We start from the raw sequence: 24,839 nt of genomic DNA, 5'->3' as shown, positions 1-24,839 counted from the left end.
TATTTTTGTAAAAGCCATGCTTCGCATGGCTTTTACAAAAATATGGGTTTGGTTTGGTCACAAACTACTAACGGCAGCGATCGCATCACGAATTACTTCAGAACCTGCTCCAGTAATACAAGATTTCTCTGTAAGAATTCGTTTCCAGATCCGACTACCAGCCTGACCGTGGAACAATTGCAGCATATGACGAGTGATTTTATGTAACCTCAATCCTTTCGCTGTCCATTGATCAATATATGCAATCATCGCTTCGGCAACCTCAACACGGCTACGAATAGGAGCTTCTTCACCAAAAAACTCGCGATCGCACATCGCAAACAGATAGGGATTGTCATAGGCTGCACGACCAATCATCACGGCATCGACATACTGTAACTGTTCATGAGCCTGCTCTAGAGTTGTAAATCCACCATTGATTTCAATAAATAAATGTGGGAATTCCACCTTTAGGCGATGCACATCGGCATAGCGCAAAGGTGGAACTTCACGATTGTCTTTGGGGCTTAGCCCCTGCAACCAAGCCTTCCTTGCATGAACTGAGAAGCGCTGACAACCTGCTTCTGACAAAATCCGTACAAAGTTTTGCATATCTTCGTAACGATCTAAATCATCGACTCCGATGCGATGCTTAACTGAAACTGGAATTGTAGCGGCGGCGATCATGGCTTCAATACATTTCGCCACGCGATCGGGAGTTTTCATCAAGCAAGCCCCAAAATGCCCACTCTGAACTCGATCGCTAGGACAGCCGACGTTCAAATTAATTTCGTCATAACCCATCGATTCGGCAAGCCTCGCACATTCTGCGAGATCTTGAGGATTGTCTCCGCCCACTTGTAAAGCTAGGGGATTTTCCAGCGGAGAGAATCCTAATAGATAGTCTTTATCGCCATGCTTAATTGCCGCACTGGTTACCATCTCTGTATATAGCAAAGTCCGCCTCGTGATTTGGCGCATGAAATAGCGATAATGGCGATCAGTACGATCCATCATCGGCGCGATGCTGAGGGGATAGGTTTGGAGGCGATCGCGCACTGCTGGAGTAGCAAGCGATAATTTCGATAGACTAGTCATGGCGGAATCAGCTATATAGATGCAGCTCAAGTCATACCAAAGCGCAAAATGGCACAGCCATTTTGTGCTTTTAAAACCCTTACAGGGTTTGTTTTTTAATTCACAAAAGTGTGATGACACTTTTGTGAATTGGGATCACTGCCTCTATATAGTAAACTTGTGTCTGCATTTTTTGTTTAGGAGCCTCGAAGATTTGTGAGCGTAAAGGTGTTGGCTGTATTAGCTTCAGGAAGTGGCAGTAATTTGGAAGCGATCGCTCAAGCGATCGTAAATGGAGAACTGAAAGCTAAAATCGCAGTTGTCATCTATAACGAACCTGATGCATTTGCCCGTCAACGCGCTGAAAAGTATGGTATTCCTGCAATTTTAGTCAATCATCGAGACTACAAATCCCGTAAAGCCCTGGATCTCGCAATCATCAATATTCTCGAAAAGTACAATGTCGATTTGGTGATCATGGCTGGCTGGATGCGAATCGTTACCCAAGTTTTAATTGATGCTTTCCCAGAGCGAATTTTGAATATTCATCCTAGTTTATTACCAAGCTTTAAAGGTATTCATGCGATCGAGCAAGCCTTTAACTATGGGGTCAAGGTTACGGGCTGCACTGTACATTTACTCAGCCTCGAAGTTGATAGCGGCAAAATTCTCAAGCAAGCTGCGGTTCCTGTATTGCCAGAAGACACTCTAGAGGATCTCCAAAAGCGCATCCAAGTTCAAGAGCATATTATTTACCCAGAGGCGATCGCAGAATATAGCCATTAAAATCAAAAGGAGAAGCGGCGCAAAGCGCCGCTTCTCCTTTTGGTTCAGCAATTCTCATTATAAAAATCGGTTTCATATTGAGTATTGCTGCTTTTGGTTTGATCTAGTTGTCACAAATCAAGATTTCATGTCAGAATTCTTGGATATTTTGTGCTTGAGAGTAGGATCGAGAAATTATGCGTTTAGGACAATTGCTAGCGTTAGCTGGTTATCAAAATTCTCAGCCTGAACTAGACGGGCTAGAAATAAAGCGTGTAATTACAGATTCGCGGGCTTGTCAAGCTGGGGACTTGTTTATCGGGATGACGGGGACACAGGTGGATGGTGGCAAATTTGCACCACAGGCGATCGCACAGGGAGCGATCGCAGCAATTATTTCCCGTGAAGCTTTTGGCAATTTATCTGAGCAAGATCAAGCTAAAGCGATCGCCGTTGACGATGTGGTTGTCGCTTGCAGCCAAATTGCAACAGCATTTTATGACTATCCTGCTCAAAAACTAAAGTTGGTAGGCGTAACAGGAACAAATGGCAAAACGACCACCACGCACCTAATCGAGTTTTTATTGCAAACCCAATATGCATCGGCTCTATTTGGGACACTTTATACCCGTTGGGCTGGCTATTCTAAGACTGCAAGCCATACCACACCTTTTGCTATAGATTTACAAGCGCAACTTGCTGATGCGATCGCCGCAGGTTGTGACGTAGGCTTGATGGAGGTTAGCTCCCATGCTTTAGACCAAAGGCGTGTATTAGGTTGCCCCTTCGAGGTGGCGGTATTTACCAATTTGACCCAAGATCACTTGGACTATCACAAAGACTTAGAATCCTATTTTCAGGCAAAGGCTTTGCTATTTGGCGATATTTATTTGCAAGGTAGAGCGATTATCAATTTTGATGATACTTTTGGACAGCGTTTGGTGCAAATGATCGGCGACAAACCAATTTGGACTTATAGCATTAGTAATTCCCAAGCCGATTTTTATACCGGAAACTTGACCTACTTGCCCAATGGCGCAACGGGAACATTACACACACCACAGGGAGCGATCGCTTTCAACTCACCGCTAGTTGGTCGGTTTAATGTCGAGAATATCTTGGCTGCGATCGCAACGGCTTTGCATATGGGGATGAGTCTTGCCGAAGTGGTCAGCCGCTTGCCAGAATTTAAAAACGTCCCTGGACGAGTAGAAAGGGTACAGGTAAGCGACGATCAAGATGTGACGGTCGTGGTGGACTATGCGCATACCCCTGATAGTCTCGAAAACCTATTAAAGGCGATGCGTCCCTTTACCCAGCGAGAATTAATCTGTGTGTTTGGTTGTGGAGGCGATCGCGATCGCACCAAGCGGTCGTTAATGGGTGGGATCGCCGCCAGACTAGCTGATCGCATTTATGTAACTTCTGACAATCCCCGTACTGAAGATCCCCAACAAATTTTGGATGATGTCGTAGTTGGAGTCAAAGCCGATATAGGTGATAAGCCAATGACTATTGAAGGCGATCGGCATAAATGCATCCAAACAGCCATTGCGAAAGCTCAATCAGGCGATACAATTCTGATCGCTGGAAAAGGTCATGAAGACTATCAAATCATTGGGCGAGAAAAAATCCATTTTGATGATCGCGAAGAGGCTCAATCAGCTTTAATCCTTCGCCACAACTTGGCTTAATAAAAACAAGAATCTATATGGCGATCCTTGTTCGCAGCATAGATTCTTGTTTTTATTAGTTGTTGGTCACATGTGTAGGAAAGGTTAATTAAATGTAGGATGCGTTAGTGAAACGTAACGCATCAATTAGTTGTCAATGATGGGTTACGCTATCGCTAACCCATCCTACGTTTAATTCCACCAATTCACAGAAGTGTTGTCACACTTCTGTGAATTAAAAAACAAACCCTGTAAGGGTTTTAAAAACACAAAATGGCTACGCCATTTTGTGTTTTGGTATTACTTACTAGGCAAAAACACGTAAGGAGTATCGGTTATGATGCAAAAGGAAGTATATTCAAAACCAAGTTGAGCTTATCAATTTCAAGCTCATTCAGATTAGTGTTCTCTGATACTTTAAACCCAGAGTATTCAAGCATCAAAATTTTTAGGAAGAAGTAGCTCCATGGGTTCGCAAATCGCCCCCAAACCTAAGTTACTAGTTATCGATGATGAACCCGATAACTTGGATTTGCTATTTCGGACTTTTTATCGAGATTATCAAGTTTTGCGAGCCAATAGTGGCTTGGAAGCGTTGGAATTGCTTGATCACGAAGGGGAAGTCGCCGTAATTATCTCTGATCAAAGAATGCCGATCATGAGTGGAACTGAGTTTTTGAGTCAAATGGCGGTCAAATATCCTGACACAATGCGGATTATTCTTACAGGATATACCGATGTTGAGGATTTGGTTGAGGCGATTAACACTTGTAAGGTTTTTAAGTACGTCACCAAGCCTTGGGACGAAGTAGAACTCAGAAATGTAGTAAGCCAAGCCATTGATACTCATAATGTCCTGCGAAATCGAACTGCTGAGCTACGTCGCACTCTGCGCCAACAATCACTCCTGAACGCGATCGCCTCATCAGTAGATAGTGCCGCACCATATCGGGAAATTATTGCCTCGATCGCTGAATCTATTGCCCGTAATTTTGAAGTTTCTGGCAGCATTTTACGACTATCTGAGGCAAGAATACTTTCAGAAGACTATTTTGCCTATTGCAGTCACCCAATGGCTAGTTTGCCTCAGCTATCGAAGATTCTCACCCTGCGATCGCAGATTGTCGCAATTAGTAATATTGAGGACGATCAGCGTGTTTCGGAAACTGATAAATCTATCTATGCTAAAGCAAACATCAAATCAGTTTTATTTGTTCCCCTTGAAGTCCAGCAAGAATGCTTAGCGATGTTAGCCCTCTATCATTGCGAAAGTCCGCATTTGTGGAGTAGTGATGAATTAGCCTTGATTGAATTAGCAGCCGATCAAGCCGCGATCGTTAGTTCTCGCGCCAGAGCTTATGATCGCATTCAAGAACTGGCAAAAAGGGAATCTTTGCTCAATACGATTACAAGTACGATCCGCTCCAGTCTCGATCCTCAAAAGATTTTTGCGTCAATTACCCAGCAATTAGGTCAAGCCTTAAATTCGGAAAGTTGTGCTTTATCTTTATGGACAGAAGATGAGCATTACTTACGCTGTGTCGGTTTACATTTACTCGATCCTAATGAGGTAGTTCATGATCGGTCAAATCCGAACGAACCAGTATTGCCGCAATCGATTGCGAATATCTCCGTTAATCCCGTCTTTCAAGCTTTAATTGAAACCAAGCAACCCGTCGCCATCTCGGATTTACAAGAAAATCCAGAATGGAATATCACTGATTTGCCATTACGTTCCATTGCTCGATCGCTGCTCATGGTTCCACTGCTATCTGATGGCAAGATTATTGGCAGTATTTCTATGCGTCAAAATAGTCTGCCACGACAATGGCAACCTGAAGAAGTATCTTTGGTGCAAGCTGTGGCAGCTCAAGCGGCGATCGCAGTGCAACAGGCTAATCTCTTTCAAAAAACTCGCCAACAAGCACAGCAACTTCTTGAACTTGATCGCCAAAAAACCGAATTTTTTCAGAATCTCTCCCATGAATTCCGTACTCCCCTCACCCTTACCATTGGGCCATTAGAATCAGCGATCGAGAAATCCCAATCACTCCCACTTGAACAATCGGTGATTGCTCTACGAAACTGTCGTCGGTTGCTGCGTCTGGTTAATCAACTTCTAGATATACAACGCCTTGATGCTGGAAAAATGCAAGCTTGTTTCCGTCCTTGCAATCTGATCGAATTTACGAGCCAAACTATCGATGCGTTTCGTCCCTACTGCGATCGCAAAAATATTCACCTGTTTAGTAAGTTTAGCGAATGTCCAGAAATCTATCTAGACTTAGAGAAGTTTGATAAGGTGCTCTACAATCTGCTGTCTAATGCGATGAAGTTCACACCCAGTAACGGTAGCGTTACTGTTGATATCTCAGCTGATCCAGATGGTGACCATTGTATTCTTAGCGTGCATGATACTGGGATTGGTATTCGCCAAGATCAAATTCCATTTCTATTTGATCGATTTCGTCAAGCTGAAGGTTCCGTTAATCGTAGTTATGAGGGTAGTGGCTTAGGTTTATCGCTGGTCAAAGAATTGGTGGATCTGCATGGGGGAAACATTTCCGTTACCTCAGACTATGGTTATGGGACTACCTTTATGATCTCCATTCCCACAGGTAAAAAACATTTGCCCACCGATCAAGTTACTAACTTACCTGCCGATCTCCAAATATCGAGAGCCTCAGTGGAACTTGCGGATCTAGAAACTGACTTGGGTTTAGAAGAAGATAGTTTCATTACTGATAGTGAACATGAAGAATCTCCACATACTACTACTGGCAAAATCTTAATCGTTGACGACAATCGTGATCTACGGGGATATTTGCGACGGGTTCTTAATCAGGCTGGCTATAGTGTGATCTCGGCACATAATGGTGCTCATGGCTACACTCAAGCTCAAGAACATCGACCTGATCTAATCGTTACCGATTTGATGATGCCTCAAGTCTCTGGTTTGGACTTAATTGCCATGATTCGCCAAGATCCTGAATTATCGGGAATTCCGATGATTTTGTTAACTGCTAAAGCCAATGAAGAGACTCGCATTGAAGGTACAGAAATGGGTGCTGATGCCTATCTAGCCAAGCCTTTTAACGATCGCGAATTGTTAGCAGAAGTTCGGAATTTACTCGCTCTCAAAACCAATGAGCGCCGCGTAGCTCAACTTAATCTCTATCTCACCGAATCAGTTCTTAAGCGTTTCCTTCCTCCCAGTCTGGTTTCCAAAGCTGCCACAGGTGAACTCAGTCTTGATTTGCGTCCTGAACCAAGAATGATCACAGTTCTCTTTACAGATATTGTCGGCTTTACTTCCCTTGCGAATACCTTGCGATCGCGTCGTGTTGCTGAGTTGCTCAATCAATATCTAGGTGCAATGACAGAAGCAATTTTTGCCAATGGTGGCACGGTAGATAAGTTTATGGGTGATGGTATTATGGCTCTGTTTGGTGCGCCTGAAGATTGTAGCCCTAACGAACAAGTGCGCCGAGCCGTTCAGACAGCTAAACATATGCAGCGATCGCTGGCTCAACTCAATGAACAATGGGCAGTTCAGGGCATTCCCACAGTCAGATTTCGCTGCGGCATTCATCAAGGTACGGCAGTGGTGGGGATGTTTGGTAGTGCGGAGCGATCGGACTATACAGCGATCGGACCAACTGTAAATATTGCTGCTCGTATCCAATCGGCAGCAGAACCTGATTGCATTCTTGTCTCAGCAGCGGTTGCAGATTATCTTAATGATGAGGAGCTTCGTAAGCGTGAACCGCTTAAGCTTAAAGGGGTTGATGAAACTGTACTTACTTTTTTTGTGGATAGTTAAACTATGTGATATTACAAGCCATTTTTGACCATTGGCAACACTAGGGGGCACGGCTTGAGCAATATTAGCGATCAGGTTAGAAGATGCGATCGCGGCACTAACCCAAGTCAAGTTTGATAGCTTGTCATAACCACGCATAGCGAAAAAGATTTACGGTAAGACATAAAACCCAAAAACAAAGTGGTGGCTCGAAGTGCCACCACTTTGTTTTTGGGTTTTGGTTTGTCCTATCTATCTCTTTTTTGGCTATACAGCTAATGTCACTTGTCTTAGGACAAATCAAAACCCAAGAATTGGTTAGCGGCGCGGAGCGCCGCTAACCAATTCTTGGGTTTTATGTCCTAGTACACTTGGTGACAGCTATGCAAATAAATATTTGGTGAAGTTCCCCCTTACTATTTTTATGCGGTTGCTTTGCACGATGGTGCGATCAATAGTTCAGTCTGAGATTGTTGATGCTAAAATATGCCTTGATATTTTGTTAGGAAAACAATATATGTCAACCAGACGCAGTGATAGTGCATTTCCAATTGGTTATAACCGAGATACAGATAGCCTTATTGAAGGAATGACTAAACGTGAATATTTTGCGATTATGATCATGCAGGGATACACAACAGCCAATGCTAAGTTTGAAGATGAGTACCAAAAAGCGCGTCTATCAGTTGCTGAAGCTGATGCTTTGATCGATATTCTTGCATACGAAGCAAATCCATTAAAGCCTGAATAATTTTTTATAAGACTTTGCAAAGCAAGTTTTATAAAAAATTATTCGGTCTTTACATGACAAATGCCATAGGTAATGAATTAATTTATGTTTGCCCCATCGCTTCACAAAATATTTAATCAAAAAACCCAAAAACTCACTGTCTATCAGCTCGGTAATCCAGCTTTGAGTGAGATTGCTAAGCCGATCTCAGATGTAAGTGATCGCGAAATTCAACAGTTAATTGATGAGATGCTAATTACCCTAAAAGAAAGCAAGGGTGTGGGCTTAGCCGCTCCTCAAGTTGGGCGATCGCTTCAGTTAATTATCATTGCATCTCACCCTAATGAGCGTTATCCAAATGCTCCTCAGATGGAACCAACAGCAATGATCAATCCCAAAATTATTTCCTATTCAGGACAAACTGAAAAAGGTTGGGAAGGTTGTCTCTCAGTACCGATGATTCGTGGGCTCGTGCCTCGCGATCGCCAAATCGAAGTTGAATATACAGATCGGCAAGGCGATCGGCAAGTTTCGCAACTAACTGATTTTGTGGCAAGAATCTTTCAACACGAATATGATCATCTTGAAGGAAAAGTATTTTTAGATCGCGTCGAAAATACTCTCGATCTTGCTACGGAAGCTGAATATCAAAAATTATGGCAGTAATCAAAAATGTTTTGGGCGAAAATCTGGCGCTATGCTGCTCATTGCCAATAACTGGATTTTATCGCGACGGATTTTGTCAAACTGGCGATCAAGATCTTGGGATACATGTTATCTGCGCTCAAGTTACTGATGAATTTCTAGATTTCACCAAGGCTCAAGGCAATGACTTAAGAACACCCGCACCAATGTTTAATTTTATGGGACTAAATGCAGGCGATCGCTGGTGTTTGTGTGCGTCGCGATGGAAGGAAGCATTAGAAGCAGGTGTTGCTCCACCCGTAGATCTTGCTGCCACCCATGAAGCTGCTTTAAAAATTGTGTCTCTTGAGCAATTACAACAACACTCAATTTAAAAACATAAAAGACTCGCAAAGCGAGCCTTTTGTGAGAGCGCGAATTGTTATTACTTCTTGATAGGAGCTAACGCTTCAAATTTCTTCTTCTGTTCAGCCGTCAGAATACCAACAAACTGACTGCGACGCTCCATCATTACAACTGCAATCTTCTTCTTTTGATCAGCAGTCAAGTTTAAACTTTGAAGAGTAGCTCCAAACCCTTGCTTTGCTTTTAATGATGCCTCTAACTTTTTGCGCTGTTCAGGAGTGAGGTATAGAGCAATTTTTTTGGTGCTTTCAGTAAAGATCTTCAAAGCCTTTTGTTTTTGGTCAGCAGTCAAATTCAACTTTTGAGCCAATGTCTCTGGTGCAATGTCTGCTTCAGCCTTAACAACACTCTTCATACCTGCATCTGCACTTGGAGCGCTAAAAGCTGGCATAGTTTTCCAAACTAAACCTGAACCAAATAGGACACAGGCGGTAAGGATAATGGAGTTTAATTTTTTCATGATTTATTTGGTTGAAATTAATCGAATTTGCGATCGCAATTTTAAGTTAGCTTGCTTAGCTGTTGGATACTAACTCGCAGTGGTAGGGCTTAGATATAAACCGCGATACATTGATGCAGCATTGTTGAGATGAACCATTGGCATCTACAAACAATCTTTACAAATTTGATCCCACGCTAAAACAGGATCAGGTGCAGCTGTAATCGGTCTACCAATTACTAAGTAATTCGCACCCGCAGCGATCGCATCTTTGGGAGTCATCACTCGACTTTGATCGCCAACAGCGGCTCCTAGGGGACGAACCCCAGGCGTAACGAAACAAAAGTCATCGCCAAGAAGCGATCTCAGCTTCGTCACCTCATGCGGCGAACAGACCGCACCCTTGAGTCCACTCTCTTTGGCTAAAAGTACCAATTTAGCGACATATTCAGGGATTTCTAGAGGTACTAGTAAATCAGACTGCAATTCGACGCTAGAAATACTCGTTAATAGCGAGACCGCCAAAAGTTGCGTTGAAGATCCCTGGACTTCGGCTTGTGCAGCTTTCATCATGGCTTTTCCCCCTGAAGCGTGAATTGTTAGGAAATCCGCACCATATTTTGTCGCTACTCGACATGCCGAAGCAACTGTATTGGGGATGTCATGCAGCTTTAAATCTAGAAATACCCTTTTATCCCTTGCCTTCAGTTCGCGCAAAATCGTACTACCATCGGCGATAAACAGCTCTAGTCCAACTTTCCAGAAACTTACTTGGGGTAGGCGATCGCATAAATTTAGGGCTTCGTTAGCAGAAGGGACATCCAACGCCACAATAATTTTTGCTTGGGGATCTGCTTCAGGATTAAGGTTTATTTTCATTGCTTTATCGCAAATTTGAACGATACTAGAGCCTAATCCTATTACGTATTGTCGTTCGGAGGATCTATGCGAGCGGTATTGATGGCAGGCGGTTCAGGAACGAGATTGCGCCCACTTACTTGCGATATGCCAAAACCGATGGTATCGGTGCTAAATCGTCCCATTACCGAGCATATTCTTAATTTACTTAAGCGTCACGGCATTAGAGAAGTAATTGCCACATTGCATTACTTACCCGATGTAATTCGCGAGCATTTTGGTGATGGCTCGGATTTTGGCGTAAACATGATGTACGTGGTTGAAGAAGATCAACCACTGGGAACCGCTGGTTGCGTCAAAAATGTGGAAAGTCTTTTAGATAGTACTTTTATAGTCATTAGTGGCGATAGTATTACTGATTTTGATCTCACAGCTGCACTCCAATTTCATCGCCAAAAGAAATCACAAGCCACTTTGATTTTGCGCCGAGTAAGCGATCCCATGGCTTTTGGGGTAGTGATTACTGACGAACAGGATCGTATTCAAAGATTCTTAGAAAAGCCTTCAACGAGCGAAGTTTTTTCCGATACAGTCAACACAGGTATTTATATTCTTGAACCTGAAGTTTTAGATTTTTTGCCAGCCAATGAACCAAGCGACTTTTCTACAGATCTATTTCCCCTTTTACTGTCTAAAGGCGTGCCGATGTACGGCTATATTGCCAATGGTTATTGGTGCGATATTGGCTCCTTAGATGCCTATCGACAAGCCCAGTATGATGCGATCAGAGGGAGAGTTCACTTAGATCTAGATTATGTGCAATTACGGACAGGGTTGTGGATTGGCAAACATACCGTTATTTCGCCTACCGTCCAGATTGAACCACCTGTGCTGATTGGCAGTAATTGCTCCATTGGCGATCGCACCAAAATTTCCGCAGGAACTATCATCGGCGATCGCGTCACGATTGGCACAGATTGCGATCTCCAGCGTCCGATTATTGGCAATAGCGCCATGATTAGCGAAGAATGTCACCTTTGGGCTTGCACGATCTCCCGCAATGCTCGCATTAGTCGCCGCGCTCATGTAATGGAGGGCGCAGTGGTTGGTTCCAACTCAGTCATCGGTGAAGAGGCAAGAGTTTTCCCGAATGTGCGAATTTGGCCGAGCAAACATGTAGAAGCAGGTGCAACCCTAACCACAAACTTGATTTGGGGAGCAATGGCCTCGCGTAATTTGTTTGGGCAATATAGCGTGTCTGGTTTAGCCAATGTAGATATTACGCCAGAATTTGCGGTCAAGCTTGGTGCAGCCTATGGTGCTACTCTCCGCCCCAACTCTCATGTGATGGTTTCGCGAGATCAACGCACGATTTGCCGAATGTTAACGCGATCTCTAATCTCAGGATTAATGTCCGTGGGCATCAATGTGGAAAACCTTGAGGCAACAGCGATCCCTATTTCAAGATTTATAGCACCTAGTCTTGGTGTTGTGGGTGGTATCCATGTGCGCGTACATCCTGATCGTAACGACTGCGTGATGATTGAGTTCCTTGATGCTAATGGGATTAATATCAACAAATCCGCAGAAAAAAAGATTGAAGGCACATTTTTTAAAGAAGATTTTCGTAGGGCAAGAATTGAAGAAATTGGTGAAATTAGCTATCCCACTCGCGTTTTAGATTATTACAATAGCGGCTTTGCAAAAAATATTGACGTTGAGGCAATTAGGTTTAGTGATTGTAAAAAAATCGTTATTGACTATGTATATGCGGTGTCAGGCGCAGTTTTACCGAGAATATTAGGCAAATTTAGTACTGATGTTGTAGTTCTCAATGCCAGTCTCAATGAAGTCGCCCCAGCACCAGTTGATCGCGAAAAAATGTTGACTCAGTTAACTGATGTAGTCAAGGCGGTACGGGCAAATTTTGGTGTGCAAGTCTATGCTAATGGTGAGAAATTTATCTTAATTGATGAGTTAGGCAAACCTATCCGTGATGAAGCTTTAACTGGATTAATGGTGGAAATGGTACTGACTTCTCAGAATGGGGGCACTGTCGTTGTACCTGTCTCTGCATCAGGTATGGTGGAACTGATAGCAGAAAAGCATGGGGGCAAAGTGATTCGTACCCGAGCCAATCCAACAGCTTTGATGGCGACTTGCCATAGCTATGAAGGTGTAGTGCTTGGTGGTTCAGCAGAAATGGGATTTATCTTCCCGCAGCTTCATCCTGGTTTTGATGCGATGTTTAGCATTGCCAAGATCATGGAATGGATTACGCTGCAAAAGCGATCGCTATCGCAAGTACGTGTACATTTGCCCCGTTGTCATTTTCGCAAACAGACCGTCCGCTGTCCTTGGAGCATCAAAGGTACACTCATGCGCCATTTAGTCGAATCTTATGGACGCGAAAAAATTGAGCTGATTGATGGGGTGAAAGTTTTTTATAGCGATCGTGATTGGGTTTTAGTTTTACCTGACGCTGGTGATCCACTTGTGCATGTTTTCGCGAATGGATTTGATACGCCATTGAGTAGTGGACAAGCATGGGCTGAGCGCAATATTGAAGATTTTTGCAGTCATATTGATGGGTTCTGCAAGATTCAAGTTGCCCTATCCAAAGATTCTGTGCTTTTAGACAATTAAGTACTTGTCAAAAAAACTCTTGATTAATTACGAATTACGAATTACGAATTGTGCTAAAAGATTTTTTGGAAATGGGTTGACAAAACCCTGCCTCCCTTTGCTATAGTAATTACCGCACAATCAAAGAGATTTGAAAAACGCATCACACCAAAATACAATAGTATTATTGGGGTGTCGCCAAGTGGTAAGGCATCTGGTTTTGGTCCAGACATTCCGAGGTTCGAATCCTTGCACCCCAGTTCCGAATAAAAAAGCTCCTCAATGAGGAGCTTTTTTATTCCATTTGCCTTAGTGTGGCGTGGCTACGCCCGCCACACAAGTTCTGGGTTCTATTTGCTAAAAATTATCTTTTTTACCGCGAATTCTGGCAAATACTCGCTCAGGAATCTCAATACCAGCCGATCGCTGAATTGCAGGAAAATCCCAGCGCATAAATGGATTAGTCCGTTTTTCCAGCCCAATTGTGGTTGGTACAGTTGCTTCACCTCTTTGTCGCATTGCGGTTGCTGTAGTCATCCGTTCTTGTAAATCAGGATTATCACTATCCACTGTCAGAGCAAACTTGAGATTGCCAAGCGTATACTCATGAGCGCACCAGACGCGAGTATCATCGGGCAGTTGACGCAATTGATCGAGTGAGTTAAGCATTTCCGCTGGAGTGCCTTCAAACAATCTCCCACAGCCACCTGCGAACAAAGTATCACCACAGAATAGTTCACCACCTTGGTCACCCCTTGGCTCAAAGTAATAGGCTATGTGGGCGTAGGTATGTCCAGGCACAAAAAACACCTGCGCTTCCCGATCGCCAAAAGTAACGCGATCGCCACCTTTTAAAAATACTTGCTGATGGGGAATGCGATCGCGGTCTTTTTCTCCACCGTAAACAATTGCATCAGGGAATTTTTTAATGAGCGCATTATTTCCACCAATATGATCGCTATGGTGATGGGTGTTAAAAATTGCAACTAAATTTGCCCCTAATTCTTCTAATTTAGCAAGAACAGGTTCATGTACAGCAGGGTCAACTACTGCTGCTGTATTGCTAGCAGGATCATGCAAGACAAAGACGTAGTTGTCACTGAGAACGGCTAAACGGTAAATATTCATAGAATCTCTCAGTTGGATAATGTACAAATTGTTAATAAGCTTAGCGAAGCAAAGCTTATTAACAATTATTGAGATTGAAGTAGTGCGATCGCAGCTTCTAATCGTGAAGGATAGTTTTTGGCGAACTCCTCAAACCATAAGCCTTCACCACCAAGCGGATCGAGCTTTTTTAACCATTCAGTTGCAGTTTTTGTGATTTCTTCTTGATCTTTGACTTTTTGCTGATTAGCAATCTGCTGTAAATCGCGATCGATCACTGGTGAAGTAGGTTTTTGTTTAACTTCGGGGATTACCTGCTGAGATTGGTAATCAGGCACATAGTTTTGTGATTTGCTTTGTGAATTATTCCGCAAATCATTTAGCAGGTTATCCAAAGAATTGGCAGCTGGTGCGATCGTTGGGCTATTGTTTTGATTGGGTGACTGAGACGTTGACTTCTCGTCCTTACCCTGTTTACTAGTTTCTGGATCTTTATACTTGCCCTGAAGATCCGAAAGAATGGACTCAAGAGATTCCATTTGATTAATTTATATCTATAAATTTGCTTATATTTATTTTTTGGGAAACACCAATAGCCAATAGCTAATAGCCTAATCACTAATCGCGCTCATTAACACTTCCGCAAGTGTCATATCTTCCATATCACTAAGTGTAATCGTATCCACAATGTCAAAATTCGCTCCGATGCTCTGCAACTTATCATCTAAAGCCTTGAGGAAATCAGTGGCACTAGCATCGGAGCCAACTTGAATAAAAGAGATTGCTAATTCTTCATCTGAATTGAGACGGCGCGTTGCGTCGATGATGACTTCAAACACAGAACGACGATCATCTGGTTCTCCATCAGTAATCACTAGAATGGTTTCCCCAGCCTTAGCTTGACCAGCCTTTTTGCGCTGAAAGTATTGATTAACAGCATCTTGCAGTACTGCGGTTAAATTCGTACCGCCCATCGGATCATTTTCTTGGAAGATTTGCTCAACTTTAACTGCCGACACATTGTCGTATCGCTTAAATTTCCCTGAGAACAAATACACCGTAATCCCATCTGGGTCTAACTGATCGCATTTACGCGCAAGGGCAAGCGTCGATTCCTTGACAATTTCCCACCGACTTTTGTTAGTGCCTCTGTCAGTGTTTGACATGCTTCCACTTTTATCGATGATTAGGGTATAGTCGCGCTTGTCTAGCATATACAACTCCTTAGCAAGAATGTGAACTGACTTAAATTATATCTGATGTGACATGGAAGCAAACGCCTTGCACTCAAGTGCAGGCTAAGAGCTAAAACCCGTTAAAACGGGTTGCACTTTTTCAGTCGGTTTCAACCGACTTTAGCTTTTAGCCAAGAACTTGAGTTCTTGGCGGCTTTTGCTTTTAGCACCTTAAATTTTGGTTTGATATGATAGAGATCGCTAATTTTGCTCCCTTTCCCAATACCTTCTAAGCTCATGGCATTGTTTGACATTCGTACACCTTGGCCACCCACCGCCGATCAACCCAAAGCGATCGCCCAATTATTTGACGGATTACAAAAAGGATTGCGTTATCAGACACTTTTGGGTGCGACGGGGACAGGCAAAACCATGACCGTGGCCAATGCGATCGCCCAATATCAAAAGCCCACCTTGGTACTTGCCCATAACAAAACCTTAGCGGCTCAGCTTTGCAACGAATTGCGAGAATTCTTTCCTAATAATGCTGTCGAATATTTCATCAGTTATTACGATTACTACCAACCTGAAGCCTATATCCCAGTAACGGATACCTACATCGAGAAAACCGCTTCGATTAACGATGAGATCGATATGCTGCGGCATTCAGCAACGCGATCGCTCTTTGAGCGCAAGGATGTAATTGTAGTAGCCTCAGTAAGCTGTATCTATGGTTTGGGTATTCCTGAAGAATATCTCAAAGCCTCAATACCCTTGGGTGTAGGTGTGGAATATGACCAGCGAGAATTATTGCGATCGCTAACCAATGTGCAGTACGAGCGCAACGATATCGAAATGGGACGCGGTAAATTTCGCGTCAAGGGTGACATTTTAGAAATTGGGCCAGCCTACGAAGATCGCACGATTCGGATCGAGTTTTTTGGCGATCAGATCGAAGCAATTCGCTATGTTGATCCAGTTACTGGCGAGATTTTGCAAAGTTTAGAAGCTTTGAACATTTATCCTGCGCGTCACTTTGTTACTCCTACTGATCGCTTAGAGATTGCCTGCGCAGAAATCAGAGAAGAGATGGAAGCAAGACTTGAAGAATTAACTAATGCAGGAAAATTACTCGAAGCTCAACGGTTAGAACAACGCACAAAATACGATTTGGAACTATTGCAGGAAGTCGGCTTTTGTAATGGAGTCGAAAACTATTCGCGCCATTTAGCAGGTCGTCAAGCTGGTGAATCGCCAGCGTGTTTAGTAGATTACTTCCCAAAAGATGATTGGTTGCTAATTGTGGATGAGTCTCATGTCTCTATCCCTCAAATTCGCGGAATGTATAATAGCGATCGCGCCAGAAAGATGACCCTCATCGATCATGGATTCCGTTTGCCAAGTGCTGCGGATAACCGTCCACTCAAGGCTGATGAGTTTTGGGAGATGGTCAAGCAATGCATTTTTGTTTCTGCGACTCCAGGGGATTGGGAAATGGAAGTTTCAGAACAAGTTGTCGAACAAATTATTAGACCAACTGGCGTTATCGATCCCGAAATATTTGTGCGTCCGACCGAGGGACAAGTGGACGACCTCTATCATGAGATTCAAGAACGGATTAAGCGTAAGGAACGAGTCCTAATCACAACTCTGACAAAGAAGATGGCTGAGGATTTGACTACATATTTTCAAGAGCGAAATCTTTTAGTGCGCTATCTACATTCAGACATTAAATCAATTGAACGGATTGAGATTCTGCAAGATCTTCGCAGAGGTACATTTGATGTATTGATTGGTGTAAACCTACTGCGTGAAGGTTTAGATTTGCCAGAAGTTTCGCTAGTGGCAATTTTGGACGCAGATAAAGAGGGCTTCTTAAGAGCAGAGCGATCGCTGATTCAAACAATTGGACGAGCGGCGCGAAACATTGGCGGACAGGTAATTATGTATGCCGATCGCATGACAAATAGCATGGAAAAAGCCATTTCCGAAACTGAGCGCCGCCGCCGTATTCAAACCAAGTATAACCAAGATAATCAGATTACCCCAACCTCAATTGTCAAATCCATTGAAGGCAATTCGATCTTAGACTTTCTCTCGGTATCACGCCGTCTCAATGAACGTCAGCTTGAATATGTCGTAAACAATGCCAAAGAGATTCCCCTTGATGATATTCCCTCTTTAATAGGAGAACTGGAATCCCAAATGAAAGATGCTGCCAAGAAACAAGAATTCGAGCAAGCTGCTGCCTTTCGCGACAAAATTAAGTTACTGCGCGATCGCTTACTTGGAAAAGTATAATTTTAGAAAACTAATCTTTATTTATTCAGATTAGATTAGAGGTAAATCATGGAAACCATCAGTATCGAAGTCGAACCAGAAATTGCTAGAGCCTATCAAGAGGCAAACTTGATGGAACGAAAAAAAATGCAGCTTATTCTCAATAGTTCACTCAAACAATTTATAAATAGGAGATCGCTAGAAGAAATCATTCAAGAAATGCAAGCACAAGCACAAGTAAATGGCTTAACCCAAGAAATCCTAGACGAGATCTTGAGCGATGACATCTAAACTAAAATTTGTCATAGATACAAATACATTAGTCAGTAGTATCCTCATTGCCTCATCAGTTCCTGACCGAGTAGTGAAATTAATTAGACATTCAGGTATCATTTTGATTTCTGTTGCTACTATCGAAGAATTACAAAAAGTAATGAATCGTCCAAAATTTGACAAATATGTAGACAGAGAAATTCGTTCAGAATTTATCGCTCAACTTACCCAACAATCGGAATTAGTTGAAATTAATGAACCAGTCATTGCCTGTCGAGACTCTAAAGATGATAAATTCCTAGAATTAGCCGTAAATGGCAAAGCTGATTATTTGATATCAGGCGATCGCGATTTATTAGTTTTACATCCCTTTCGAGGTATTCCAATCATCACGCCAGCCGCTTTTCTTGAGCTTTAATAAAAAACAATCAAAATGCACATTCAACGAGTTCAGATTAAAAACTTTCGATGCTTTGAAGATCTAACGGTCAACTTAAATCCAGATGTCAATATATTCGTTGGCAACAATGGCTCTGGTAAAAGTACTGTATTAGATGCGATCGCTGCTGCTATATACCCCTATGTGGCAAAATTTCAAGAACCTGTAAATACAATATTTTCCGATGTACCACCAATTTTTCAAAGAGACTTACCAATCAAAAAAAATGACACAATTCATAAGAACGCAGTAGAGTTTGCCGTGTCAGCTACAGATTCTGAAAGCTGGCAAGTTATATATACAAAACCATTTAATAATGATGACAATAAAAGATTAGAAAGAAAGAATAATAGTGACTACTCTAATCAAACAAGTTCATTTAAAAAGATAAATGAACTAAAAAATAATTTGCAATATGAAATGTTTCTTGTAGCCTACTATAAAGGAAATCGCAATTTAACAGATGTTATCGATCTTGACAATCTATCAAATCAATCTTTTGATAGATTTGGAGCTTTAACAAATACTTTTGATGCAATTGCAGATTTTACAGATTTATCTAACTGGTTTTTTGTGAGAGAACTACAAGAACTGAGAGAAGGAAAAAAAAGAGGGGATATTAATTTTGAACTTTCGGATTTACGGCAAATACGAAAAGCAATTTCCACAATCATTGCACCAAATGCTCGTGTTTACTTTACTCAAAAAGCTTCTGCACAACTTATGGTTGAATGGGAAACTGAAACAGGCGAAAAAATTGAACTATCGCTTAACCAATTAAGTTCAGGATATCGCAATATGTTAGCCCTTGTGATGGACTTTGCAAGACGTTTAGCACAGGCAAACCCACAGATGGAAAACCCATTAGAAGCTGAAGCAGTATTAATGATTGATGAGCTAGATTTACACCTACATCCAACTTGGCAACAAAAAATTATTCCTAACCTCCGCAAAGTATTTCCTAATACGCAAATTATTGCCACCACCCATAGCCCCGAAATTGTCACCACTGTAGAACGTCATCAGGTCAAAATTTTAGAAAACTATCAAATCAAAGAATGTCCTACCCCAACTAGAGGTAGATCAAGTTCAGACATAGTGCGTGATGTTTTGGGACTAGAAAAATTACGTCCAGACACTGAAGAATCACGGACATTAACGGCACTTTTTGATGCGATCGATAATGGTAACTTAGAAGAAGCAAAACAGCTTCGTGACAGATTACAGGATTGGGAACATTTTGATCCTGATTTGATTAGAGCAGATATGCAAATCCATCGGTTACAGAGAAAAGTTAATGCATGAAAAAAGTCCTCAAATCCCCAGAGCCATATGAGCTTACACAATAGACTTAATCGGAAATAAGTGAAAGCCTTACTACACAAGGTTTTCAGAAACACCCAAGAAATCGATAAAATGCTTACTGCATAAGAGTTTGATGGCATTTTGGCTGTTTTATTTCCGATTAAGTCTAATATAAACAACGATATACAAGTCAACTCAGAAAGTGGGGCAAACACGCAAGTAAAAAATCCGATCTGAAGTCAGCAATTCAAAGCACCTTAGTCTCAGATCAAAAGGGCATTTGCGCTTATTGTGAAACTCGGATTCGAGAAAAATTTTGTTCAGTTGAGCATTTTATTCCCTGCGAACAATCAACCCGTGAGCAAAATTATGATCTTGATTGGCAAAATATGTTAGCCGTTTGTAAGCTGCCAGGGGCTATTGAGGATGAAAATATTGATAATTCGCAATTACCTCACAAATATCCCTGTTGTGGTAAAGCCAAAGCTAATTTTGTTCCTGATGGGCGTTTATTAAATCCCCTAGAGCTACCCACAGCAAGATTATTTCGCTTTAAAAGGGAAGATGGTGAAATTTTACCCGATGAAGCTAATTGTGAGAAAGTGGGCATTCCTGTTGCAGTTGCTCAATTCACTATTCAAACATTAGGGCTGAATGTTGAGCGATTGAAAACACTGAGATTAGCGGTAATTAAGAAAATAGAAGAAGAACTTGACTCTTATGATGACGGAATAATTGATCCAACTATAATCGAAAAGCAATTAGCCGCAGAATATTTTGATAATGGAAAAGAGAACTATCCGAGGTTCTTTACGACAATCCGTTGGGCGTTAAGTAAAGGAGCAGAAGATCATCTGCTTTATATTTCCTACTCAGGCTAGATATAGCCTTATCGAGACAAAATTAAGGCTTTGCGCGATCGCATGAGTGGCAAGTCGATCGCAACCTGTCTTGGTAAATGGGTTGGCAGCTCAAACTGGTCGTCCTAAAACCGAGAATTCAGGTAAGTTTTATCAAAGATTGCCATATTGCTTAGCCTCTAAGCGAAACATTTGTGTCATAGTTTTTTAATTACGTGAGGTAAGCAACTATGAGCGGGCGCATCTTAGGGACAACTAAAATTTTAGGAGTGATGGGTTTTCCTGTCAGTCATAGTCTTTCACCTGTGATGCATAATGCCGCGATCGCAGCGATGGGAGTGGACTATGTGTATGTGCCTTTTCCGATTCCTGTGGAGCAATTACCTGCGGCAATCGCAGGTTTGAAAGCTGTTCAATCAGTGCAAGGCTTTAACCTGACGATCCCTCATAAAGTTGAAGTGATGCCTTTACTTGATGAAGTCTTACCGATCGCTAAAGCCGTTGGTGCAGTCAATACAGTAAGGCGGGTTGGCGAACGATGGGTTGGCACAAATACTGATGTGGCAGGTTTTTTAGAGCCACTCAAGAAACTTAACTGTGATTGGGAAAATATGCCTGCTGTGATCCTTGGTAGTGGTGGAGCGGCTAAGGCAGTAGTTGCTGCTTGCTTGGAATTGGGCTGTTCGGTAATTCATGTAGTGGGGCGAGATCCCAAAAAGATGAAAAAATTTCATGGAGCAATGACTAGCCAACTCCATGATTACAATCTGCGGGTACATCCTTGGGCATCAATACCCCACTTGCTAGAGGTTGCAGGAATCGTCATTAATGCCACGCCGATCGGGATGGCAAGCGATCCAAATACACCAATTTCTGTTTCAGAAATGAATTTATTGCCTGATCATGCGATCGCCTATGACCTGATTTATACACCACTTCCCACTAAATTTTTACAAATCGCGGCTGCTAGGGGACTCAAAGCGATCGATGGCTTAGAAATGCTAATTAATCAGGGTGCGATCGGGCTAGAGTTTTGGTTAGACCAAACCATCCCGATTGAGATCATGCGCCAAGCATTGCTTCAGCATCTGGCTACCAAACACTAAAAAGCAAATCGCACGCTTAGCGTGCGATTTGTAGCCTAGCTACTGACTTGCGTAGGGATGTAAAACTACTGCTTTGAGAATGCGATCGCCTTTCCAAAGTGGCAGCGACAGCCATAATTTACCCTCATCGATCCATTGCTGGCGCAGAGCAGCACTACTAAGCTTTGGATCGTTAGATTTGATGCAAATAATATTTACAGTCGGTTCGCAGACCATTTCTAATTCGGTTGAATCTTCAACCCATTGACGCAGATTGTCTGATAGATCAAGCGATCGCTCCACAAGATAACGACAACCTGAAATTCCCATCGCTTTCAGAGCCATCCATAACTTGAGGCTATCAGTCCGTCTTGTTCCCTGCAAATTGAGATTTCCGAAGTTAAGCGTGTGAGCATCCATATAGGGAAGTTCCCCATCAAAGCCATCAACGAGATGCTGCTTATCTTTCACGATTAGCATCGCACAGGTTCGTGCTACCCATAGCCATTTTTGCGGATTAAAGGTCATGGAGTCAGCAAGTTCACAACCTTGAAATAATGGTTGTAGTTTTGGGGTAAAAATGCCTGCGCCACCATAAGCCGCATCAATATGAAACCAACAATCATAACGTTTAGCAATTTCACCTACCGATTGAATTGAATCAATTGCTCCTGTTACTGTTGTCCCTGCGATCGCAGCCACAAAAAAAGGTTTTTTTCCTTCCTGAATAGACTTCTGAATAGCAGATTCCAATTCCTCTAAAATGATTTCGCCACGATAGTTAGTTGGTACTCGCACTAAGTTCTCTTTGCCAACTCCGATTACATTCATCGCCTTCTCAAAAGAAGTATGTGCAGCATCAGAAACGAATGCAACTAAATCGCTGGAATTTCCTGCTTTCTTGCTCTGTGGCAGTTTCCAGTTTCTCGCTAATAATAGTCCTGAAATATTGGCAAGGCTACCACCAGCAGTAAGTGTGCCAAAACAATTAGTTCCCATTCCAAAGATATTACCGAACCATTGCATCAATTGTGCTTCCATTTCTGTAAAAACAGGGGCGAGTTCATAGCTCAGCATGTTGTTGTTAATTGCTGAAACTAGAGCATCTGCCCAGATTGTAATCGCAGTAGGAACACTGTCCATATGTCCCATATAGCGAGGATTTTGGAAGTTGACAGTACGAGGCAAAATCTGCGATCGCACTTCTGAAAGCAATTCTGAAAGCTCTTGTCCTTGATCAGGAATAAGAATATCAAAAGCAGATTCATCTTTTACAAAGGGCTGATTTTGAGTATCCAAAACTGAATCCACAATCAGATCAACAAAGGCATATCCTAACTTACGGATGTCTTCGAGATTAGAGAGATCGGGATTAAGAAAGTGTGAATCAAGGAATGATTTTCTTGAAGAATCGGGCATTGTTGCTTTTTTTGTAAATAATATCCAATAAAAATCAGGGATTTAAAAGCTGTGGCGCACGCTGCCGAGTGCGCCACAGCTTTGGGGATTCCTAACTTTTAGCTATTGATGTAAGGAATGCGTGGAATTGAAGCAATCAAAGCCTTGGTATATTCATGTCGAGGATTGGTCAACACTTCTACAGTACTGCCCTGCTCTACAATTTTACCTCCACGCATCACGGCAATGCGATCGCAGAAAAATTGAGCAACAGCTAGATCGTGGGTAATGAAGATATAAGTTAGCTTAAATTCCTCCTTAAGATCGCGCATTAACCGCAAAACTTGACTTTGAATCGAAGCATCGAGCATACTCACAGGCTCATCACAAATGACTAATTTCGGGTTAGTAATTAAAGCACGGGCAATCGCCACTCGTTGCAATTGCCCTCCTGACAAATCTGAAGGATAGCGCTCGGCTAATTGTGAATTCAGTCCTACCTTTTCGAGAATTGCATATACTTTTTCGCGAGCAGATTCGAGATTAGGTTCAAGTTTATGAATCAGCAATGGATCGGCGACGCTATGAAACACCGTCATATAAGGACTAAAGCAAGCACGCGGATCTTGGAAAATCATCTGCATCTGCGATCGCATTTGGCGTAGTTGTTCGCCTTTGAGTCTAGTTAGTTCCACGCTATTAAATCGCACGGAACCGCGATCGGGCTTAATCAATTGCAAAATTGCTCGCCCTGTCGTGCTCTTGCCAGAGCCACTTTCACCAATAATACCAAATGTTTCTCCTGAGACTATTTCCAAATCAACGCCATCAACTGCCTTGACTAAACCAATCGAAGGATCAATAAATCGCGTTAACAGATTGCCGCCAGTGACATAATGTTTTTTGAGATTACTAACATAGAGCATTACTCTTGATGCTGATTTTTGGGTGACTTGGACTTTTGCAATTGCATTAGTCTCTTCAGAATCTTGGTTCTCTTCCAGAGCATTTTCTGGAATGTTTTTTGGGATATCTTCGCGAACTTCCTGATTTTGTACTTCAGAAATATCTTGAAAATCTTGATTAGAAGCTAACTCTTCGGGATGGAAATGGAGAACAGATGCTAATAAGCTTTGTGTATAGGGATGTTGCGGGGAACGGAAAATTTCTTCAACCGATCCTGTCTCTACAATCACTCCGTTATACATAACTGCTATGCGATCGCAATATTCAGCAACCATCCCAAGATCGTGGGTGACCAATAGCAAGCCCATAGAACGACTTTTGCGAAGTTCGGTTAGTTCTTTGAGAATATCTGTGGCAACAGTGACATCAAGGCTAGTGGTTGGCTCATCGGCAATTAATAAAACAGGATTCAGCAGTAATGAAAGGGCGATCGCGACTCTCTGACGCATCCCACCACTAAATTCATGGGGATATTGCCTAGCTCGTGATGGATCGATACGAACAGCTTTAAGCGCATCCTTGAGTCGTTGTTTAGCGGATTCTGATGTTAGCTTAGGATAATGGGATGCTAATACTTCTAGACCATGCGCCTCTATGCTCATGAGTGGATCGAGTCTTGTCATCGGATCTTGAAATATTAATCCGACCTTTTCACCGCGCCATGTGCCGTCTTTTTTCTCAGCGATCGCTTCGCCATCGACACAGATTGTCCCTTCAATGCTGGCATATTTGGGTAATAGCTTAATTAGCGATCGCCCAATCGTCGATTTACCACAGCCACTTTCACCGATTAAACCTAGAGCTTCACCTGCTTGTAAATGAAAAGTAACGCGATCGACCGCAGGCTCTGCATCGCCATAACGAACAGTCAAGTTTTCGACTTCAAGCAGCATGTTTTTTAAGGACTGAGTATCTAAGCATCTCAAGCTAAAATATCATGCTTCAAGACACTT

The 24,839-nt window shown here is 42.4% G+C and carries 21 protein-coding genes and 1 tRNA gene; 14 read left to right on the top strand and 8 right to left on the bottom strand.

Features of this window, described 5'->3' with window-relative positions:
* Positions 1 to 57 precede the first annotated feature (57 nt).
* A complete protein-coding gene (gene dusA / locus PseudUWO311_RS00235; protein ID WP_142653085.1) occupies positions 58 to 1,077 on the bottom strand; it encodes a tRNA dihydrouridine(20/20a) synthase DusA in 1,020 nt (339 codons plus the stop codon).
* Positions 1,078 to 1,272: 195 nt separating this feature from the next.
* Here dusA and purN point away from each other — a divergent pair, with 195 nt between their 5' ends.
* The 6 genes from purN to PseudUWO311_RS00205 all read left to right on the top strand — a co-directional run bounded on the left by purN (position 1,273) and on the right by PseudUWO311_RS00205 (position 9,045).
* A complete protein-coding gene (purN, locus tag PseudUWO311_RS00230; protein WP_142653084.1) occupies positions 1,273 to 1,842 on the top strand; it encodes a phosphoribosylglycinamide formyltransferase in 570 nt (189 codons plus the stop codon).
* 176 nt (positions 1,843 to 2,018) lie between these two features.
* Positions 2,019 to 3,515: a UDP-N-acetylmuramoyl-L-alanyl-D-glutamate--2,6-diaminopimelate ligase gene (locus PseudUWO311_RS00225; protein WP_142653083.1), complete on the top strand. Its 1,497-nt coding sequence runs from the start codon at positions 2,019 to 2,021 to the stop codon at positions 3,513 to 3,515.
* 445 nt (positions 3,516 to 3,960) lie between these two features.
* Positions 3,961 to 7,317, top strand: coding sequence for a response regulator (locus tag PseudUWO311_RS00220; protein WP_142653082.1), 3,357 nt, complete (start codon positions 3,961 to 3,963; stop codon positions 7,315 to 7,317).
* 496 nt (positions 7,318 to 7,813) lie between these two features.
* Positions 7,814 to 8,047 carry a hypothetical protein gene (locus PseudUWO311_RS00215; RefSeq protein ID WP_142653362.1) on the top strand — a complete coding sequence of 78 codons (234 nt, stop codon included), beginning with the start codon at positions 7,814 to 7,816 and terminating at the stop codon, positions 8,045 to 8,047.
* A gap of 84 nt (positions 8,048 to 8,131) precedes the next feature.
* Positions 8,132 to 8,692 (top strand): peptide deformylase, encoded by a 561-nt coding sequence (def, locus tag PseudUWO311_RS00210; protein WP_142653081.1) that lies wholly within the window; start codon positions 8,132 to 8,134, stop codon positions 8,690 to 8,692.
* A complete protein-coding gene (locus PseudUWO311_RS00205) occupies positions 8,683 to 9,045 on the top strand; it encodes a DUF2237 family protein (RefSeq protein ID WP_142653080.1) in 363 nt (120 codons plus the stop codon). The genes def and PseudUWO311_RS00205 overlap by 10 nt, the downstream gene beginning before the upstream one ends.
* A gap of 50 nt (positions 9,046 to 9,095) precedes the next feature.
* Here PseudUWO311_RS00205 and PseudUWO311_RS00200 read toward each other — a convergent pair whose 3' ends face one another.
* Positions 9,096 to 9,536, bottom strand: a complete 441-nt coding sequence (locus PseudUWO311_RS00200; protein ID WP_142653079.1) for a hypothetical protein — start codon at positions 9,534 to 9,536, stop codon at positions 9,096 to 9,098.
* Between the two features lie 144 nt (positions 9,537 to 9,680).
* Entirely contained in the window at positions 9,681 to 10,394 is a 714-nt protein-coding gene (pyrF, locus tag PseudUWO311_RS00195; protein WP_142653078.1) for an orotidine-5'-phosphate decarboxylase, read from the bottom strand.
* A gap of 66 nt (positions 10,395 to 10,460) precedes the next feature.
* Between pyrF and PseudUWO311_RS00190 the strand changes: the two genes are divergently transcribed.
* Together PseudUWO311_RS00190 and PseudUWO311_RS00185 are read left to right on the top strand one after the other, a co-directional pair.
* Positions 10,461 to 13,019, top strand: a complete 2,559-nt coding sequence (locus tag PseudUWO311_RS00190) for a mannose-1-phosphate guanyltransferase (protein ID WP_142653077.1) — start codon at positions 10,461 to 10,463, stop codon at positions 13,017 to 13,019.
* Between the two features lie 167 nt (positions 13,020 to 13,186).
* A tRNA-Gln gene (locus PseudUWO311_RS00185) sits at positions 13,187 to 13,258 on the top strand.
* Between the two features lie 97 nt (positions 13,259 to 13,355).
* On the opposite strand, the gene gloB is transcribed toward PseudUWO311_RS00185, so the two are convergent.
* From gloB to PseudUWO311_RS00170, 3 genes are all read right to left on the bottom strand, one after another.
* The gene (gloB, locus tag PseudUWO311_RS00180) at positions 13,356 to 14,126 is read right to left on the bottom strand and encodes a hydroxyacylglutathione hydrolase (protein ID WP_142653076.1); all 771 of its coding nucleotides are present in this window, start codon (positions 14,124 to 14,126) and stop codon (positions 13,356 to 13,358) included.
* A 65-nt stretch (positions 14,127 to 14,191) separates the two neighbouring features.
* A complete protein-coding gene (locus tag PseudUWO311_RS00175; protein WP_142653075.1) occupies positions 14,192 to 14,644 on the bottom strand; it encodes a salt stress protein, Slr1339 family in 453 nt (150 codons plus the stop codon).
* 72 nt (positions 14,645 to 14,716) lie between these two features.
* Positions 14,717 to 15,319, bottom strand: coding sequence for a vWA domain-containing protein (locus PseudUWO311_RS00170; RefSeq protein WP_142653074.1), 603 nt, complete (start codon positions 15,317 to 15,319; stop codon positions 14,717 to 14,719).
* 258 nt (positions 15,320 to 15,577) lie between these two features.
* Between PseudUWO311_RS00170 and uvrB the strand changes: the two genes are divergently transcribed.
* The 6 genes from uvrB to PseudUWO311_RS00140 all read left to right on the top strand — a co-directional run bounded on the left by uvrB (position 15,578) and on the right by PseudUWO311_RS00140 (position 21,543).
* Positions 15,578 to 17,581, top strand: coding sequence for an excinuclease ABC subunit UvrB (gene uvrB / locus PseudUWO311_RS00165; RefSeq protein ID WP_142653073.1), 2,004 nt, complete (start codon positions 15,578 to 15,580; stop codon positions 17,579 to 17,581).
* A 48-nt stretch (positions 17,582 to 17,629) separates the two neighbouring features.
* Complete coding sequence (locus PseudUWO311_RS00160) at positions 17,630 to 17,851, top strand: hypothetical protein (protein ID WP_142653072.1); 222 nt, start codon at positions 17,630 to 17,632, stop codon at positions 17,849 to 17,851.
* Positions 17,841 to 18,251, top strand: coding sequence for a putative toxin-antitoxin system toxin component, PIN family (locus tag PseudUWO311_RS00155; protein WP_142653071.1), 411 nt, complete (start codon positions 17,841 to 17,843; stop codon positions 18,249 to 18,251). The genes PseudUWO311_RS00160 and PseudUWO311_RS00155 overlap by 11 nt, the downstream gene beginning before the upstream one ends.
* A 15-nt stretch (positions 18,252 to 18,266) precedes the next feature.
* Complete coding sequence (locus PseudUWO311_RS00150; protein WP_142653070.1) at positions 18,267 to 19,577, top strand: AAA family ATPase; 1,311 nt, start codon at positions 18,267 to 18,269, stop codon at positions 19,575 to 19,577.
* 233 nt (positions 19,578 to 19,810) lie between these two features.
* The gene (locus PseudUWO311_RS00145; RefSeq protein WP_142653069.1) at positions 19,811 to 20,458 is read left to right on the top strand and encodes a retron system putative HNH endonuclease; all 648 of its coding nucleotides are present in this window, start codon (positions 19,811 to 19,813) and stop codon (positions 20,456 to 20,458) included.
* 209 nt (positions 20,459 to 20,667) lie between these two features.
* Entirely contained in the window at positions 20,668 to 21,543 is an 876-nt protein-coding gene (locus PseudUWO311_RS00140; protein WP_142653068.1) for a shikimate dehydrogenase, read from the top strand.
* A 39-nt stretch (positions 21,544 to 21,582) separates the two neighbouring features.
* On the opposite strand, the gene PseudUWO311_RS00135 is transcribed toward PseudUWO311_RS00140, so the two are convergent.
* Together PseudUWO311_RS00135 and PseudUWO311_RS00130 are read right to left on the bottom strand one after the other, a co-directional pair.
* A complete protein-coding gene (locus tag PseudUWO311_RS00135) occupies positions 21,583 to 22,941 on the bottom strand; it encodes a pyridoxal phosphate-dependent decarboxylase family protein (RefSeq protein WP_142653067.1) in 1,359 nt (452 codons plus the stop codon).
* Positions 22,942 to 23,039: 98 nt separating this feature from the next.
* Positions 23,040 to 24,779, bottom strand: a complete 1,740-nt coding sequence (locus PseudUWO311_RS00130) for an ABC transporter ATP-binding protein (protein ID WP_142653066.1) — start codon at positions 24,777 to 24,779, stop codon at positions 23,040 to 23,042.
* Positions 24,780 to 24,839: the final 60 nt, after the last annotated feature.

Source organism: Pseudanabaena sp. UWO311 (assembly GCF_006937785.1).
Classification (GTDB): Bacteria; Cyanobacteriota; Cyanobacteriia; order Pseudanabaenales; family Pseudanabaenaceae; genus Pseudanabaena.
Note: the sequence above shows the minus strand (reverse complement) of the source record. Positions and strands in the feature narration are given on the sequence as shown.

Bases quoted from the DNA above. Each gene is read 5' to 3' on its own strand.
- PseudUWO311_RS00175 (WP_142653075.1), bottom strand. From the start codon at position 14,644: ATGGAATCTCTTGAGTCCATTCTTTCGGATCTTCAGGGCAAGTATAAA.
- PseudUWO311_RS00220 (WP_142653082.1), top strand. From the start codon at position 3,961: ATGGGTTCGCAAATCGCCCCCAAACCTAAGTTACTAGTTATCGATGAT.
- PseudUWO311_RS00150 (WP_142653070.1), top strand. From the start codon at position 18,267: ATGCACATTCAACGAGTTCAGATTAAAAACTTTCGATGCTTTGAAGAT.
- PseudUWO311_RS00225 (WP_142653083.1), top strand. From the start codon at position 2,019: ATGCGTTTAGGACAATTGCTAGCGTTAGCTGGTTATCAAAATTCTCAG.
- PseudUWO311_RS00190 (WP_142653077.1), top strand. From the start codon at position 10,461: ATGCGAGCGGTATTGATGGCAGGCGGTTCAGGAACGAGATTGCGCCCA.
- PseudUWO311_RS00155 (WP_142653071.1), top strand. From the start codon at position 17,841: ATGACATCTAAACTAAAATTTGTCATAGATACAAATACATTAGTCAGT.
- PseudUWO311_RS00140 (WP_142653068.1), top strand. From the start codon at position 20,668: ATGAGCGGGCGCATCTTAGGGACAACTAAAATTTTAGGAGTGATGGGT.
- uvrB (WP_142653073.1), top strand. From the start codon at position 15,578: ATGGCATTGTTTGACATTCGTACACCTTGGCCACCCACCGCCGATCAA.
- PseudUWO311_RS00205 (WP_142653080.1), top strand. From the start codon at position 8,683: ATGGCAGTAATCAAAAATGTTTTGGGCGAAAATCTGGCGCTATGCTGC.
- def (WP_142653081.1), top strand. From the start codon at position 8,132: ATGTTTGCCCCATCGCTTCACAAAATATTTAATCAAAAAACCCAAAAA.
- PseudUWO311_RS00130 (WP_142653066.1), bottom strand. From the start codon at position 24,779: ATGCTGCTTGAAGTCGAAAACTTGACTGTTCGTTATGGCGATGCAGAG.
- dusA (WP_142653085.1), bottom strand. From the start codon at position 1,077: ATGACTAGTCTATCGAAATTATCGCTTGCTACTCCAGCAGTGCGCGAT.
- PseudUWO311_RS00170 (WP_142653074.1), bottom strand. From the start codon at position 15,319: ATGCTAGACAAGCGCGACTATACCCTAATCATCGATAAAAGTGGAAGC.
- PseudUWO311_RS00135 (WP_142653067.1), bottom strand. From the start codon at position 22,941: ATGCCCGATTCTTCAAGAAAATCATTCCTTGATTCACACTTTCTTAAT.
- PseudUWO311_RS00215 (WP_142653362.1), top strand. From the start codon at position 7,814: ATGTCAACCAGACGCAGTGATAGTGCATTTCCAATTGGTTATAACCGA.
- gloB (WP_142653076.1), bottom strand. From the start codon at position 14,126: ATGAATATTTACCGTTTAGCCGTTCTCAGTGACAACTACGTCTTTGTC.
- pyrF (WP_142653078.1), bottom strand. From the start codon at position 10,394: ATGAAAATAAACCTTAATCCTGAAGCAGATCCCCAAGCAAAAATTATT.
- PseudUWO311_RS00160 (WP_142653072.1), top strand. From the start codon at position 17,630: ATGGAAACCATCAGTATCGAAGTCGAACCAGAAATTGCTAGAGCCTAT.
- PseudUWO311_RS00200 (WP_142653079.1), bottom strand. From the start codon at position 9,536: ATGAAAAAATTAAACTCCATTATCCTTACCGCCTGTGTCCTATTTGGT.